General features: G+C 50.1%; 12 protein-coding genes, 2 tRNA genes and 1 pseudogene. 10 read left to right on the top strand and 5 right to left on the bottom strand.

What is annotated here, in order from left to right:
• Positions 1-80: 80 nt before the first annotated feature.
• From MTP41_RS14935 to MTP41_RS14925, 3 genes are all read right to left on the bottom strand, one after another.
• Positions 81-1,667 (bottom strand): mannitol dehydrogenase family protein, encoded by a 1,587-nt coding sequence (locus MTP41_RS14935; protein ID WP_249235843.1) that lies wholly within the window; start codon positions 1,665-1,667, stop codon positions 81-83.
• Between the two features lie 5 nt (positions 1,668-1,672).
• Positions 1,673-2,773, bottom strand: a complete 1,101-nt coding sequence (gene uxuA, locus MTP41_RS14930) for a mannonate dehydratase (RefSeq protein WP_097777891.1) — start codon at positions 2,771-2,773, stop codon at positions 1,673-1,675.
• 215 nt (positions 2,774-2,988) lie between these two features.
• Complete coding sequence (locus MTP41_RS14925; protein WP_249235842.1) at positions 2,989-4,443, bottom strand: lipopolysaccharide biosynthesis protein; 1,455 nt, start codon at positions 4,441-4,443, stop codon at positions 2,989-2,991.
• Between the two features lie 310 nt (positions 4,444-4,753).
• Here MTP41_RS14925 and MTP41_RS14920 point away from each other — a divergent pair.
• A tRNA-Leu gene (locus MTP41_RS14920) sits at positions 4,754-4,837 on the top strand.
• Between the two features lie 122 nt (positions 4,838-4,959).
• On the opposite strand, the gene MTP41_RS14915 is transcribed toward MTP41_RS14920, so the two are convergent.
• A tRNA-Leu gene (locus MTP41_RS14915) sits at positions 4,960-5,041 on the bottom strand.
• Positions 5,042-5,198: 157 nt separating this feature from the next.
• On the opposite strand from MTP41_RS14915, the gene spoIVB reads away from it, so the two are divergent.
• From spoIVB to MTP41_RS14900, 3 genes are all read left to right on the top strand, one after another.
• Entirely contained in the window at positions 5,199-6,446 is a 1,248-nt protein-coding gene (gene spoIVB / locus MTP41_RS14910; protein WP_249235841.1) for a SpoIVB peptidase, read from the top strand.
• A 116-nt stretch (positions 6,447-6,562) separates the two neighbouring features.
• Positions 6,563-7,321 (top strand): sporulation transcription factor Spo0A, encoded by a 759-nt coding sequence (gene spo0A, locus MTP41_RS14905; RefSeq protein ID WP_044953592.1) that lies wholly within the window; start codon positions 6,563-6,565, stop codon positions 7,319-7,321.
• Positions 7,322-7,506: 185 nt separating this feature from the next.
• The gene (locus MTP41_RS14900; RefSeq protein ID WP_249235840.1) at positions 7,507-8,469 is read left to right on the top strand and encodes a tyrosine-type recombinase/integrase; all 963 of its coding nucleotides are present in this window, start codon (positions 7,507-7,509) and stop codon (positions 8,467-8,469) included.
• Positions 8,470-8,532: 63 nt separating this feature from the next.
• Here MTP41_RS14900 and MTP41_RS14895 read toward each other — a convergent pair whose 3' ends face one another.
• The gene (locus tag MTP41_RS14895) at positions 8,533-8,706 is read right to left on the bottom strand and encodes a ribbon-helix-helix domain-containing protein (protein ID WP_097777894.1); all 174 of its coding nucleotides are present in this window, start codon (positions 8,704-8,706) and stop codon (positions 8,533-8,535) included.
• A gap of 122 nt (positions 8,707-8,828) precedes the next feature.
• Here MTP41_RS14895 and MTP41_RS14890 point away from each other — a divergent pair, with 122 nt between their 5' ends.
• The 6 genes and pseudogenes from MTP41_RS14890 (at position 8,829) to MTP41_RS14865 (ending at position 15,089) form a co-directional block, all read left to right on the top strand.
• On the top strand, positions 8,829-9,749 hold the full coding sequence (locus MTP41_RS14890) for an Ltp family lipoprotein (RefSeq protein WP_249235839.1): 921 nt from the start codon (positions 8,829-8,831) through the stop codon (positions 9,747-9,749).
• A gap of 244 nt (positions 9,750-9,993) precedes the next feature.
• Positions 9,994-10,560, top strand: a complete 567-nt coding sequence (locus MTP41_RS14885; protein WP_249235838.1) for a recombinase family protein — start codon at positions 9,994-9,996, stop codon at positions 10,558-10,560.
• A 630-nt stretch (positions 10,561-11,190) separates the two neighbouring features.
• A complete protein-coding gene (locus MTP41_RS14880; protein WP_249235837.1) occupies positions 11,191-12,336 on the top strand; it encodes a hypothetical protein in 1,146 nt (381 codons plus the stop codon).
• A gap of 423 nt (positions 12,337-12,759) precedes the next feature.
• A complete protein-coding gene (locus MTP41_RS14875) occupies positions 12,760-13,380 on the top strand; it encodes an NUMOD4 domain-containing protein (RefSeq protein ID WP_249235836.1) in 621 nt (206 codons plus the stop codon).
• Between the two features lie 479 nt (positions 13,381-13,859).
• Positions 13,860-14,174, top strand: a pseudogene (locus MTP41_RS14870) (sporulation initiation factor Spo0A C-terminal domain-containing protein); the annotation flags it as partial.
• A gap of 72 nt (positions 14,175-14,246) precedes the next feature.
• A complete protein-coding gene (locus tag MTP41_RS14865) occupies positions 14,247-15,089 on the top strand; it encodes a polysaccharide deacetylase family protein (RefSeq protein ID WP_249235835.1) in 843 nt (280 codons plus the stop codon).
• Positions 15,090-15,103: the final 14 nt, after the last annotated feature.

Raw genomic sequence — 15,103 nt, 5'->3', positions numbered from 1 at the left:
TTCTTTTATAAAGACCCACACTGCGGCAAAGCAACGCGCAGCGTGGGTGCGAAGATAGCTTATGTGATTGCGTCAGCCGATCAACGGGCCAGCGTATACTTGTGCAGGGTCTTGCGCACAGCGCCGGGGCCTGCAAACAGCTCCTTGGCCATTGCCTCGGTCTTCTCGCCCAGACCAACAGCGTACAGATCTACGCCGAACACATCGGTGCGGCTGTAGAGCTGCTTCAGGCAGCTGAAGTCCTGCTCGCCTTCCTTGACCTCCAGCGGAGCCACGATGGCCTGCAGCTCAGCCAGCAGCGGATCGGTGGAAGGCTCAAAGGCCTGGCCGTTGTCATCGATGCCCTTCAGGTAGCGGGCGTAGCCTGCCAGCACCAGCGGGATCAGGATCAGGTTGCTCTTGTCCAGACCGCGTGCCTCGTAGGCCTTGATGGTCTCGCCAAAGCGGATGGCCAGCTTCTGGGAGGTATCGGTAGCGATACGCTGGGGAGCATCCGGCATGAAGGGGTTGGGCAGACGGCGGTTGATGACAGCACCGATGAACTCGTAGGGGTTCAGTACGCCGGGATCAACGACCACAGGCATAGCCTCGATGTAGCCGATCTTCTGGATGAAGGCACGCAGGTCTTCATCGGCCATCTCGGCGGAGATCAGGGTGTAGCCCAGCATGCAGCCATAGATGGACATTGCAGTGTGCAGCGGGTTCAGGCAGGTGCACACCTTCATCTTCTCGATCTTGTCCACGGTCTCGCGGTCGCAGTACAGCACACCGCCCAGCTCCAGCGGAGGACGGCCATTGGTGTAGTGATCCTCGATGCACAGGTACTGGGTCTCCTCGGCGTTAACGAAGGGAGCGGTGAAGGTGTGCTTCTCGGTGACGATGGTGTAGTTGTCCTCAAAGCCGTCGTCGGCCAGCATCTGCTGGACCTTGGCATCCGGGCGCGGGGTGATCTTGTCGATCATGCTCCAGGGGAAGGTGATCTTGGTCTCGTCCTGCACATAGGCCAGGAACTCGGCGGGCACCAGACCCTGCTCCACCCACTTTGCGGCGTATGCGTGGACAGCATTCTTGACCTTATCGCCGTTGTGGGAGCAGTTATCCATGCTCTGGACGGTCAGGGGCAGCTTGCCGGCCTTGAAGCGTTCGTACAGCAGAGCAGTGACCTTGCCCATGGCCAGCACGGGGGTCAGGCCGCGCTCCAGATCAGCAGGAGCAACGCCGTAGCCCTTCTCAGTGATGGTGAAGGAGATCATCTGCAGGCTGGGGTTCTGGAAGATCTCCACCAGACGTGCCCAGTCCTCGCCGAAGGAGTAGTCAGCCTTCAGGCTCTCGGTAACGGAAGCCACCACCTTCTTCTCGATCTCGCCGGTGGACTTCAGGCAGACCAGCAGGCTCATATTGTCGTAGGGACGATAAGCCTTGTCGATGATCTCGTAGTCAAAGCTCTCGGCCACGATGACACCGCGGTCATACTTGCCGGTGTTCAGCGCATCGTTCAGGATGGCAGCCGGGAATGCACGGAAGATATTGCCTGCGCCGAAGTGCACCCAGGTGGGTTCAGCGTGGGTCTTGGCCTTGACAGCCTCGATATCGAATTTGGGCAGCTCATAGCCCTTCTCTGCCCACTCGGCGGACAGATTGCCGTTTTTGATCTCAGACAGCTTCATATTTATCAGCCCTTCTTTTTCTCTTCATCCAGACGATCCAGCAGATCCCAGACACCCAGCATGTACTGAACGCCCAGAGCACGGTCATACTTGCCGTAACCGGGGCGGCAGCTGCCGGGGCCTTCCTCCCACAGCTGACGGCCGTGGTCGGGACGGATGTAGCCCTCAAAGCCGCAGTCATGGTAAGCACGCAGCACCTCGATGATGCCGGTCTCGCCGCAGCAGTCGCGGTGAGCAGCCTCGGAGAAGTCGCCGTTGGGGAAGTGGTGGATGTTGCGGATGTGACCAAAGGCAATGCGGTCGCAGTGCTTGCGCACGATCTCGGCACAGTTGTTGTTGGGGTTTGCGTTCAGGCTGCCGGTGCACAGGGTCAGGCAGTTGTACGGATCATCCACCATGCTCAGGAAGCGGTCGATGCTCTCAGCATCCACCAGCAGACGGGGCAGGCCGAAGATATCCCAAGGGGGATCATCCTGATGGATGGCCATTTTGATGCCGCACTCATGGCAGGTGGGCATCAGTGCTTCCAGAAAGTACTTCAGGTTTTCCCACAGCTTTTCCTTGGTGACAGGGGCGTAAGCCTTGAACAGCTCGTCCAGCTTTGCCATGCGCTCCGGCTCCCAGCCGGGGAAGGTCATGTTATACTTCTCAGTGAAGGACATGATGTACTCAGCCATAGCCTTGTAATCGCCCTTGATCTTGTCCTTCTCATAGAACAGTGCAGTGGAGCCGTCGCCCACGGGGTGGAACAGATCGGTACGGGTCCAGTCGAACACCGGCATGAAGTTGTAGCAGATGACCTTGACACCGAACTTGGACAGATTGCGGATGCACTGCTTGTAGTTCTCGATGTACTTGTCGCGGGTGGGCAGGCCGATCTTGATGTCATCGTGGACATTGACCGACTCGACCACGTCCATGTCGAAGCCGTAGGCGTGGATCTGATCGGCTACCTTCTGGATCTCGTCGATCTCCCAGATCTCGCCGGGCATCTTATCGTGCAGCGCCCAGACGATGCTGGTCACGCCGGGGATCTGCTTGATGTCGCTCAGGCTGATGGGATCGTTGCCCTCGCCATACCAGCGCCAACCCATTTTCATAGGCATAGGAAAATCCTCCTGTTTTATATTTTCTGCTTTGCATTTTCCGCGCAGCCGTGTGCCGCGCTCTTGTACTTATATTCTAGTATATCAGTTGCGTTTTTTCAATGGTCGCTTTGCCGGTTTTTAATGTTTGTTCTTGTATACTTTAGACAAAAAGAACAAAAATCCGTCGGACATCACCCGCCCGACGGATTTTTACGCGATTCAAAATGCCGGTTTCAGCGTTTCAGCTTCTGCCGAATGGACGGAGCCAGCACATCCTTGAAATATTCAAAGGTGTCCAATTCCAGAATGGCAGAGCCTGTCAGATAAATGCCCAGACCAACCACCACCTGAATGATCACCGTCAGCAGATCCGGCAGGTGCAGGAAAATGACCAGATACACGCACAGGCCTGCGCCCGCTGCCAGCAGCAGGGTCGGCAGGATATCGCGCATCTGTTCCAGATAGCCATAGTCGATCAGCTTTTTGCTGGGCTGTGCATCCAGGATCTGGGTCACGACATTCGTGATCAGCACACCATATGCAATGGCCTCGACGCTGATACGGAATGTTGCCAGCAGAAGAAGGATGCACACCGCTTCGTTCATAAGCTGACGCTTCAGGTAAAGATCGCTGCGGCCCACTGCCTTGGCTGCATTCAGGTTTGCCGTGATGATCGGCCAGCATATATAGCTCAGGCAGAACACCCTGAGGAACAGCACACAGGGCAGCCACTTCTCGGTGAGGATCAGGCGCACCAGCGGTTCGGCACAGAACGCAATGCTCATCATCACCGGCGCAATGATATAGGTGCTGGTCTTGATGGAGCGGCGGGTCATGTTCTTGACCTGCGCACGGTCATCCTGCAGTGAGGACATGACCGGGAACAAAACGCTCTCAATGGAAGTATCCACGCTTGACGCGATATTATAAGTCAGGTTATCGCCCTGATTGTAATACGCCAGATCCGCCGAGGTGTACATCTTGCCGATGATCAGGCTGCGCAGGTTGTTGTAGATGACGCTGCTCAGCGACGAGGCCAGCAGCTTCCAGCCATAAGAGAGCAGCCCTTTCAGGTGCTGCCACGAAAACTCCATCTTAGGCCGCCAGGAGGACAGCTTCCACAACACCAGCGTGTCCACCGTGATATTGGATACCTGCTGCACCACCAGCGCCCAGACTCCAAAGCCCATATAGGCAAGGCCCAGGCCCAGAACCGTGGATACGATCGCGCCCGCAAAGGCGGAATAGAAAAAATACTGGAACTTCATGTTCCGGGTCACATGCGCCTGCTGGATCGTTTTGATGCCGCAGACCGCCACTGTCAGGCTGATGCCGCGAAAGATTGGGGTCATGCTGGGGTCATTGTAGAAAGCAGCCAGATACGGTGCCGCCACGAACATTCCCCCATACAGCACAAAGCTGATCACAATGCTGAAAAAGAACGCCGACGAGTAATCCAGCTCGTCCACTTCCTTCTTCTGCACCAGCGCGGTGCCAATGCCGCAGTCCAGCAGGACATACATGATATTGTTGAACACCGTCACCAGTGCCACCTTGCCGTAATCATCGGGTGTAAGGATGCGCGCCAGAAGGATGGACACCACCGCTGAGATCAGCTGCACACCGCACCGCTCTGCAAAGCGCCAGAAAAAACCGTTTACAATAACATTTTCTTTTTTCTCGTTCATTCCTGCGTCCACTCAAATTCCTTTCAAAAAACCGGCCGGTCTGCACCCTGCGCAGAAATGCATTTCCGCCGTATCCTTATCATCTTCTTCCCTGCTGCCAAAACAACTGAGCAGAGATAGTTAGTTATATAGTATCACACCCATCCATGCATTTCAACCAACATATTCTTAAGGAATGACGGCCCGAAAATTTCATTTAAAAAGAGAAAAAGCGCTTGACTATCTGCCAGGAACGTGGTAATATATTCAAGCAGTCCGCATCACGGTCTTTCACCTCAGAGATTTCAGGGCTGCGAAAACAATACGGTATGCGAGGGTGGCGGAACTGGCAGACGCGCACGTTTGAGGTGCGTGTGGTTTATCCTTGGGGGTTCGAGTCCCCTCCCTCGCACCAAAAACCAGTACACATTGTGTGCTGGTTTTTCTTTTTGTGCGAGGGAGCAGACCTCGAACAACACTATTTATTATATAAGAAAGCGCGATGAATTCTGAGAACTCATCGCGCTTTTTCTCTTATGCGGGTAGTGGGGGTCGAACCCACACGCCTTGCGGCACAGGAACCTAAATCCTGCGCGTCTGCCAATTCCACCATACCCGCGTATTCTTCTATTCTACAGGTGCGGCCAAACCGCCTTAATATAGTATCAGTTCCGGCGGCAAAAGTCAATCACTGCATTGATATTTCCGCCCTTCACAGCGCATACTATCGCCGGACGATCGTATCATTTTCCATGGCGGAAAGGGGCTTTTTGCCGATGCGCAGATCAAAACTACGCCGCGCTGGCAGCATTGCGGCAACTTATCTTCTGGTGGCCGCGCTGGCGGTGCTGGGCTGGCTGTGGCACAGTCTGCCTGCTGAAATTTTGCTGGAACCCGGCCAGACCCTTACCCTGCCCCGTTTTGCCTATGTGCAGCCGCTGCGCACCGCTGGCTCCCGCAACGCGGCCAGCACGCAGGCTGCGGGCAGCTATCAGGCCACTTTGTCCATTGGCGGGTGGCTGCCCGTCAAGACTGTGCGCGCTCTGGTGGAAACACGTCCGGTGGTAACCGTGTGCGGTACGCCTTTCGGCGTTAAGATGTTCTCCGAGGGCGCGCTCATTGTGGGCTTTTCCGACCTGAACACCCCGGACGGCACCGCAAACCCCGCCAAGAAGGCCGGGCTGCGGCTGGGCGACCGGGTGGTGCGCATGGATGACGCTCTGACCGAGACGAACGACGCCGTGCACGATGCTCTGGAAACGGCCGCAGGCGCACCGGTGCAGGTGGTCTACATCCGCAATGGTGAGCAATTCCAGACCCGGCTGACCCCCGTGTGGGACAGCACCGCCGGGCAGTGGCGCGCCGGGATGTGGGTGCGGGATTCTTCCGCCGGGGTAGGCACCATGACCTTTGTGGACAATGCCGCCGGGGTGTTTGCCGGGCTTGGCCACCCCATCAGCGACAGCGACACCGGTGAGAGCGTGGCCCTGCGCAGCGGCGAGATCGTCCCCTGCCAGATCGTGGGGTGTACCAGCGGCACCGTGGGCAGCCCCGGTGAGCTGAAGGGCCGCTTTTTGAGCACCCATGCGCTTGGCAGCATCTGCATCAACAGCAAGACAGGGGTCTATGGCAGAACACGGGCTGCATTTTCCGGCCCGGAGCTGGAGATGGCTTTTGCGCAGGAGGTTGTGCCGGGCGATGCCGAGATCTGGACGACCGTGGACGGCGAGGTGCCCAAGGCATACCGCATCCGCATTGAAAAGGTAAACGACGCAGACCCCCACCGCAACATGATCCTGCGCGTGACCGACCGGCAGCTGCTTGCCAAAACCGGCGGCATCGTGCAGGGCATGAGCGGCAGTCCCATCCTGCAGAACGGCAGACTGGTGGGTGCAGTGACCCATGTGCTGGTAAACGACCCCACGCGGGGCTACGGCATTTTTGCTCAGACCATGCTCAAGCAGGCCCGCGCTGTTGAAAAGACAGACGATACAGCGCATACGCAGGCCCAAAACGCAAAATAATTTGCGGGTTTCGATTTTCTTTGCCAAAATTTGCCAATATAAACCGTTGAAAGTTCTGGAAAATTATGGTAAAATCCATGGTGTTAAGGGAACTGCACACATTGGAGGAAACAACCATGGACAAAGTTAGATTTTTGATGTCGGATACTGGTGCCCCGTTCACTGCCGCCTGCCGCGAAGCGCTGGAGCAGAAGGGCGTGGACGTGACCGTTGTGGAAAAGGACGGCAACAAGGTCCTGCAGAAAATGCTCACCGTGCGCCCGCAGGTGGTTCTGCTGGATGCTTTTATGCCCGGTCTGGATGCCCTTGCGGTAAAGCAGCGCTACAATGCCGCCGGTGAGCGGCACACCTCCTTCTTCGTGACCGGTGCCTTCCAGAGCGAAGAGATGGTTCAGGAGCTGCTGGACGAAGGCTTTGCCTACTACTTTGTAAAGCCCTTTGATGAGACCGTGCTTGCCGCACGGGTGCTCAAGGCGGCACTTGGCCCGGAAAAGCACATCCTGCACACCAGCGTGGACAGCGATGAGCTGACCGTTACCGAGATCCTGCATCAGATCGGCGTCCCTGCCCACATCAAGGGCTACCAGTTCCTGCGGGATGCCATCCTGCTCACCATGAACGAGCCGGAGTACATCAACGCCGTGACCAAGCGCCTGTACCCGGAAATCGCCAAGAAAAACGGCACCACCGCCAGCCGGGTGGAGCGCGCCATCCGCCACGCCATCGAGGTGGCATGGGACCGGGGAGACGTGGACACCCTCAACAGCTACTTCGGTTATACCATCCATAACCTGCGCGGCAAGCCCACCAACTCGGAGTTCATCGCGATGATTGCGGATAAGATGCGGCTGGATAAACGACAGAGGGTTGGGTAAACAGAGAAACGGTAAAACGTCTGAAATTGTTCCATAATATTCCAACGATGGGAGCTATACCAACCAGTATAGCGAAAAACGTTGTGGAAATATGGAACCAGACCAATAAATAGCTTAAATCTAAGGCAATAAATCTCCTGTATTTATTGGGTCATAGTCCCGGCAAATACAGGAGGTTATTTTTTATGCTTATCCGGGATGTGGAGATGTTCATTGAACACTGTGAAAACAAAGGGCTTGCAACAAAGACGATTGGAAGTTATGAACAAACGTTGCGGCTTTTGATGCTTTACCTTGATGAACAGGGAATCACACAGACAGAGAAAATCACGCACACGGTCATTCAGAACTATGTTAAACAGATAAAGGAGCGGGGCAAATACACAGTCACAAGCAATCCGAACAGCGGGAACTATCAGGAGCGGCGGTTGGATTTCGGCAAGAAAGTGTCAGATGTGACTATCAACAACTACCTGCGGAACATGAGCGCTTTCTTTGGCTGGTGTGTGGAAGAGGACTTGATTCTCCGTTCACCTGTCAAACGTAGCGATTACATCAAGGTGGAACGCCGCCCGCTTGAGTTTGTGTCGGATGAGGACTTCCGCAAACTACTGCGGAATATGAATACGGCCAGCTTTAGCGAGTACCGGGATTCTATCGTTATTCAGCTTTTGCTAGATACTGGCATGAGGGTCAACGAATGTCTACTGATTCAAGTAACGGATGTGAATTTGCAAAAACGGTACATCTATCTCCCGGCGGAGAACACCAAGGGTAAGAAAGGCCGCTATGTGTTCTTCTCTGACAAAATGGCAACGCAACTGCAACGGTGGATAAAGTATAAGGATAGATACCGGGACAGCGATTTTCTGTTCTGTACAAACAAAGGTAAATTTCTTGAGGTGAATAATTTTGAAGCCAATGTTCGCAAGTATGCCCAGCGGATAGGACTAAAGGACATTCACCCGCATGTTTTTCGAAACAACTTTGCAAAGCGCTTCCTTATGAGCGGCGGAGACATCTACACCTTGAGCCGCTTGCTAGGGCACAGCAGCGTTACCGTAACAGAGCAGGCCTATTTGGATGTGAACCAAGACGACCTTGCAGAGATGTACCGCAAGCACAGCCCGCTTAGTAAGATAATCTAAACAGAAGAGCCGCAGACAGGAATCACTTCCCCAGCTGCGGCTCTTTTAATGTAAATAATCGTATTACGGTTCGATTTTGATTTTGTCTTTGGCATATTCCAGCGCAAGACCAATAAGCTCATTTCGAGAGCGGTTTGTTTTCTGCGCCAAATCGTCGTAAAAGTCTACGATGGATTTATCAACCCGAATTGTGAACATAACAGGCTCAGTGCGCTTTGTTATCTTAAGTTCGTCCATAATTATCACCCTGTTTCTATTATGATGCACAGAATGATAGAAAGAAATGTTATGATTATGTTTACAATTAAACATAAAATGATATAATGAAACAAAGAAGCCAAAACAAGGAGGACTGTACAATGGAGTACTACTTTACGGGAACAGGCGGCTCACCAGACTTTACCCTTATTGCAGATGGCATTATTGATGGGACTGGGAAGTTTATTTTTTACACAGCTATCAAAAATATAAAGGTGACACGAAAGGGCGGAAAGGCAGCGCTAATAATCACCACAGCAGAAAGCGATATAAAAGAGCAGTGCGTTTATTTGGTAGACGGGAAAGATGAGACTGCATTAAAAGCAGCACTTTCAGAAATAGGAGTCATTTCCAAAGTAGACATCAAAAGGAGTTTCAAAAAACGGCTAAGGCGCTTCAAGAACTCAATTACCAAGAAAACTATTTTTGTGACGGCAGCGGTTGCAATTTTTCTAGGTGGCTGTCTGGGATGGTATATTAACAGGCAGATACAAGTTCGTAATGCTGCCAATTCGATTACCAGCATAGTAGAAGCTTGCGGGTTAAGTGACGTGACAGTTGATTTAAGAAGAATAAGTAATGACGGACGGAATCACCGGTATTATGCTGATGTGACTTGTTCAAACTGGGGAGAACTTAAACCAAGTAAAATGCTACAAACTTATCAAGAAATTGAAAATTCTGTTGGTTCCAAGATAAAAGTATGTAAGGAACGGGTATCGTTAGGAAATATCTACTCAGGAGATGATTGCTATAAGGTGTACACATTTGATAAAAGTGTGTATAAGAATAAAGACGTAATTTATAAAGGGTATGTTCCTAGCACGAGTGTGTCTAAGCATGGCTCTAGTTCTGCATCGAGTAAAACGGATGAAATACCGCAAGAAAGTAAAAATGCACTTTCAAGGGCAGAACGTTATTATCACGACATGGATTTGTCCAAATCGCAGGTTCGCAAGCAGCTTGAATATGAAGGCTATGAAAAAGACGCGATAGACTACGCTATGAAGAATCTAACCTAAGAGCAATCTAAGCACAAGACCGCAGACGGTACAAAAGCCGCTTGCGGCCTTTTTTGTTTGGTGTGTATTTTGTCAAAACAGAGTATACTTGCCTATTACATCCTCAAAGCCGCTATTTTTTGTAAAAACAGACTTTGTTTTAGATTTATTTTGCGAGATGTAAATAAAGTCATTGACTTCTTTTTTTACATAGAGGTACAATAGGGGTGGAGATAATCACAGGACGAAAGGACAGGCTTGCAATATGGCACACATTGCTTATGTACGAGTTTCCACCGCTGAACAGAATGAAGCGCGGCAGATTGAAGCCCTCAAGAAGCACGACATCGACAAGTGGTACACTGAAAAGGTCAGCGGTAAAAACATGAACCGCCCACAGCTTAAAGCTATGTTGGACTATGTGCGAGAAGGCGACACGGTTTATATTCACGACTTTAGCCGCCTTGCACGTTCTACAAAAGACCTTTTAGCTATTGTAGACCAGTTGCAGAAAAAAGGCGTACACCTTGTATCTAATAAGGAGAATCTTGATACAAGCACTTCAAACGGCAGATTGATGCTGACAATGATTGCAGCCATCAACGAGTTTGAACGTGAGAACCTGCTGGAACGTCAGCGGGAAGGAATTGCAATCGCTAGAGCAGCGGGCAAGTTCAAAGGCGGTCAGGTCAAGCGGATTGATGATAAGACCTTCTGTGCAGCGTATGACCGTTACCAGCACCGGGAACTGAACAAGACGCAACTTGCAGCAGAATTGAGAATCAGCCGCCCGACACTGAATAAGTTGCTAAAGGACAAAGGACTGTCTTAATACCACGCACCCCGCAAGGGGTGCTTTTTTGTCGGAAACATGCTCCCCCGCCCAAAAACAAACCCTGCACAAATTTTTGTTAAAATGACGTGGTAGCCGTTCAATCTGTATTCGGAGAAAAAATCATGACCGATTTAATTTATACCTGGTTTGTGTTCATAGCACAGAAAAAACAAAACGATATACGATATAATAATGATATGAATATATACAGCTGTCAAAGCCGGATTATTAACGAAAAATGAATTTTTCAAAAGTTCTTGACTTTAGAAAACAACAGGTGTAAAATCGAGTGCTGTATCTTTTGGCAAAGGTTCTATCATATCTTGATATGAAAAAACAACGAAAATAAATTGAATTTTTTCTTCAAAAGCCCTTGACTTTTCGGCGGCTCAGTGCTATGATGGTGCCACCAAGAGAGCCGAGGACAACGGCCATGGCATCTGAAAACTCTCTTGAAAATATTCACAAGAAAGGATGATTCCTATAATCAATATCATCGACAATATCATGGGCAAGGGCAAGAATAGTGCCGCCTTGCAGTACATCAATGACAACAAGGATAAGCGTTACCTGTATGTTGCTCCGTATCTATCGGAGTGTCAGCGAGTATAGATTGCTTGCCCGGATTTGCAGTTCAAAGAGCCATCAGACACAGGAGCACTCCCTACAAAATCCGCTGACCTTTTGCGCCTACTTTCTGAAGGGCAGAATGTAGCTCTGTCGCATGAACTGTTTAAGCTATTGAATGACACTGCGATAGACCGCATTAAAGAATTTGATTACACACTATTCTTAGATGAAGAAATAGAAGTGGTTGAATTATCAGATATTACACAAGACGATTTGAAAATTCTGAAAGAGCAGCGCCTTATAGAAATTGACCCGACATCTAAAAGAGTAAAGTGGCTTGATTCACAGTATCACGGTGACTTTGAACGGACAAAGCGCGAGATTCAGCAGAAAGCACTTTATGAAGTGGAACAGAATATAATTCTTTGGCAACTGCCGCCGGGAATATTTGAGGCTTTTCACCAAGTCTACATTATGACCTTTCTATTTCGTGGAAGTATGCTATTCCTGTATTTCCAGAAATATGGAATGTCCTTTCAATATTTGCACGTTGAAAAGGATTCTCAAGAAAAATATTATTTTTCACAGGGATATGAAGAAGTGTCAAAATTGGAGAAAGTCAGAATTAAATTCCTTTTAGATGTATATGAGGGAAGATTGAATACTAACTATTTGCCAGAATCTAAAAAGAAAAGGGATATTCAAGAATATTCTGGTCTTTCATCATCATGGCATCAAAATAGAAAGAACAAAAAATATATAAATGTTCTTAACCGTAACGCGGTGAACTATATCCAGAATTACAGACACGCGCCAAAGAACACAGTTATATGGACAACCTTCAAACCTGCTGCAAACAAATATGAAAACCGAAGAATGAAAGCTAATTGCAGATGGAACGGAAGAATCAGTTGTAGTGAATGTACGAGGCCGTGCGGGGTTAATTTTGTTTCATGCAATGCACGAGCCACAAATCGGTATGCGGACAGAACGACATTGATATATCTTTGTAATATATTTCCCGTTCCACCTGTGTTACAGTATCTTTCACAGGGTACAACAGCTGAATTTGATGCGGATTCGTACGCGCTGGCGCAGTTGATGCAATGGGTTTGGCGTTCTGCAATCAGAAATGACGAAGCAGTGTCATTATATCTGCCCAGTGCCAGAATGAGGAAGTTGTTGCTCGATTGGATGGGATAAAATTCTTTGGCACAAAAAGTGTGCTAAATCTTGATTTTAGCCCCTTGTTTTGTTGGGGTTTGGACACATTACCCTTAAAGAGAAAAAGAGATATTTTCAAAATCTAAAGAAGGATTATTTTTAGATTTTTTAAAATGTAATATTTTCATTTCACCGTATGCCCGCTTGCGTTCGCTTTATGGGCTACCGCTGCGGGCATACTTACAAGGTGGACATAGAAAGAAGGTGATAAAGCTTTGAGAAAATATTTGCGTTAGATTCAAGGCATGAAGTAGCCTTTTTATATGGTTTGACGTTCAAATTTTATAAAATTATGGAGGTTGAGAAATTATGTTGATTCATAATATTGAATATAAATATAATGAATAGGAAATAGATTTATCTGAATGGTTTGCGGTGCTTATGCCGAACAGATACGTAATTGTGCAGACTATTATTGACTGCAAGGCAAGTTATACCATTTATGATAAACAAAAAAAGAAAACAGTCATACCAGTCATAAATCATCGTGTATATCTAAGAGATGAAAATAATAACCGTCTCTCATACACGATGAAAGAGATTGTTCGTGAGGTCTATGATTTAGAATATTGTCTTGACAGTATTCCAGATTTGCCCGGAGAACAGTGGTTCTTTATTGGAAGTGAGTTTGATAAACGATTCAAAAACTACAACGGCACCTATCTAGTAAGTGACCGTGGCCGAGTGAAGAGCTATGCAGGTTACGAAGCTGCTTTAATGAAAGCAAAACCGTACACGCATGGTTATTACATGGTTACATTTCGATGTGATGGAAAGCGGCCAAGAATCAGACTCCATAGGATAGTGGCATATTATTTCTTGTTGTCTCAAATGCCGAAAGGAACGGACTTCTCTAAATGTGAAGTTCACCATTGGCGGGGCAAGGAGAATAATGCCGCTTGCAATCTATCAATCTGCTTAACCAAAAAGCAGCACGACCGATATGATAGAATCCGTAGGGGGATAATAGAATATCGTGCCCAACATCCAGTGTGTTGGTTTTTGGCGGATTTGGCAGCTTGATTTTACAAGGACTTCTACGCAAAAAGGCGCGGGAGTCTTTTCTCTTAGATTATAAAAAGAATCTATCCACCCGGCGGGATTGAACAGCCCCAGTCAAGCAGCAGCCAAAGACCCCGCCGGGTAGCAAGAAAGACCAGACAAACAAAAAATATATTTTATAGCGGGTTCAGCAGGGATTATGATAAAGGGCTGTTAGGCGTTCTAACAGACGTTTTGACAGCCTTTTTGTCTTAGATAATGAAAAGAGCTCGTATGAAAGGTTGATGCTCTGCAAGGCTTGCTAGAGCCTATTTTGATTCTGACAAGTGAATGAAGCACAGACGGTAGCGGACACAAAACGCCATCCGCTGCAATACAAACCGTAAAGAGAAGTTGCTTTTATAGATGGGATGAGGTATACTGGTAGCACAATAAAGCGTTCGAGACTATACCAACAAATAATAAGATTTTGACTTAGATTTATTGCCTACTCTGATACCGTCCCCGCCCACATCAAGGGCTACCAGTTCCTGCGGGATGCCATCCTGCTCACCATGAACGAGCCGGAGTACATCAACGCCGTGACCAAGCGCCTGTACCCGGAAATCGCCAAGAAAAACGGCACCACCGCCAGCCGGGTGGAGCGCGCCATCCGCCACGCCATCGAGGTGGCATGGGACCGGGGAGACGTGGACACCCTCAACAGCTACTTTGGCTACACCATCCATAACCTGCGCGGAAAACCCACTAACTCGGAGTTCATCGCAATGATCGCCGACAAGATGCGGCTGGATAAACGGCAGAGAGTGGGGTAATTTTTTTCATAGAATCCGCCGTCGTTCATATTCTGATAAGAGCAAACCAAACAGACAAAGGAGGTTTTGCTCTTGAAGCTTGCAGAATATCTCGCACGGCGCAGGCGGGCCAGAGTTGCGGCCGTGATGCTGTTCGCCCTCATTATGGGGTTTGTATCTGCTGCGCCGCCGGTCGTCACCGGATGTCAGGCGCAGGATCTTACCCCGGCACCGGACACTTCGATGCTCTCCCCCGCCGTTTCGGCTCTGGCACAGGAGCAGCAGGAACCTGCTGCCCAGCCGCTGCCGGAAAAGTGGGTCTGCCTGACCTTTGACGACGGCCCCAGCAAGACCACACCGGATGTGCTCAGCGCGCTGAACGCGGCCGGAGTGCACGCCACATTTTTTGTGGTGGCTACCGGTTACAACGAGAAGTATCTGCCCCTGCTCACCGAAGCGGTCAGCGCCGGGCACCAGATCGCGCTGCACTCTGCTTCCCACGAGTACAGCGATATCTACCGCAGCAGCGACGCTTATTGGGAGGACATTGCCCTTTTAAAGGAGCGCATTGCGCCCTATGTGGATGCCGAGAGCATCCGGTATCTACGGTTTCCGGGCGGCAGCACCAACACCGTCAGTCGGCGCTACGGCGGCAAAGGCCTGATGAAGCAGCTGAAAGCCGAAGTAGAGCAGAAAGGCTGGCATTGGGTGGACTGGAACGTGTGCGCCGAGGATGCCGTGGGCGGGCACCCAAGCGCGGGCACCATTTACCGCAATGTGGTGCACGAGACCGGGCAGCAGACGAACTGCATCGTATTGATGCACGATTCTTCCTCCACACACACCACCGCCGAAGCACTGCCGGACATCATCCGGTGGTATGCGGACAACGGCTACACCTTTCTGACGGTGGCCGAAGCCTTGCCGGTAAGATGAAAAAGAACTCCCCC

Source organism: Faecalibacterium sp. I4-3-84 (assembly GCF_023347255.1).
Taxonomy (GTDB): domain Bacteria; phylum Bacillota; class Clostridia; order Oscillospirales; family Ruminococcaceae; genus Faecalibacterium; species Faecalibacterium taiwanense.
Note: the sequence above shows the minus strand (reverse complement) of the source record. Positions and strands in the feature narration are given on the sequence as shown.

Coding starts and splice junctions, on each gene's coding strand:
- MTP41_RS14935 (WP_249235843.1), bottom strand. CDS start 1,667: ATGAAGCTGTCTGAGATCAAAAACGGCAATCTGTCCGCCGAGTGGGCA.
- uxuA (WP_097777891.1), bottom strand. CDS start 2,773: ATGCCTATGAAAATGGGTTGGCGCTGGTATGGCGAGGGCAACGATCCC.
- MTP41_RS14925 (WP_249235842.1), bottom strand. CDS start 4,443: ATGAACGAGAAAAAAGAAAATGTTATTGTAAACGGTTTTTTCTGGCGC.
- spoIVB (WP_249235841.1), top strand. CDS start 5,199: ATGCGCAGATCAAAACTACGCCGCGCTGGCAGCATTGCGGCAACTTAT.
- spo0A (WP_044953592.1), top strand. CDS start 6,563: ATGGACAAAGTTAGATTTTTGATGTCGGATACTGGTGCCCCGTTCACT.
- MTP41_RS14900 (WP_249235840.1), top strand. CDS start 7,507: ATGCTTATCCGGGATGTGGAGATGTTCATTGAACACTGTGAAAACAAA.
- MTP41_RS14895 (WP_097777894.1), bottom strand. CDS start 8,706: ATGGACGAACTTAAGATAACAAAGCGCACTGAGCCTGTTATGTTCACA.
- MTP41_RS14890 (WP_249235839.1), top strand. CDS start 8,829: ATGGAGTACTACTTTACGGGAACAGGCGGCTCACCAGACTTTACCCTT.
- MTP41_RS14885 (WP_249235838.1), top strand. CDS start 9,994: ATGGCACACATTGCTTATGTACGAGTTTCCACCGCTGAACAGAATGAA.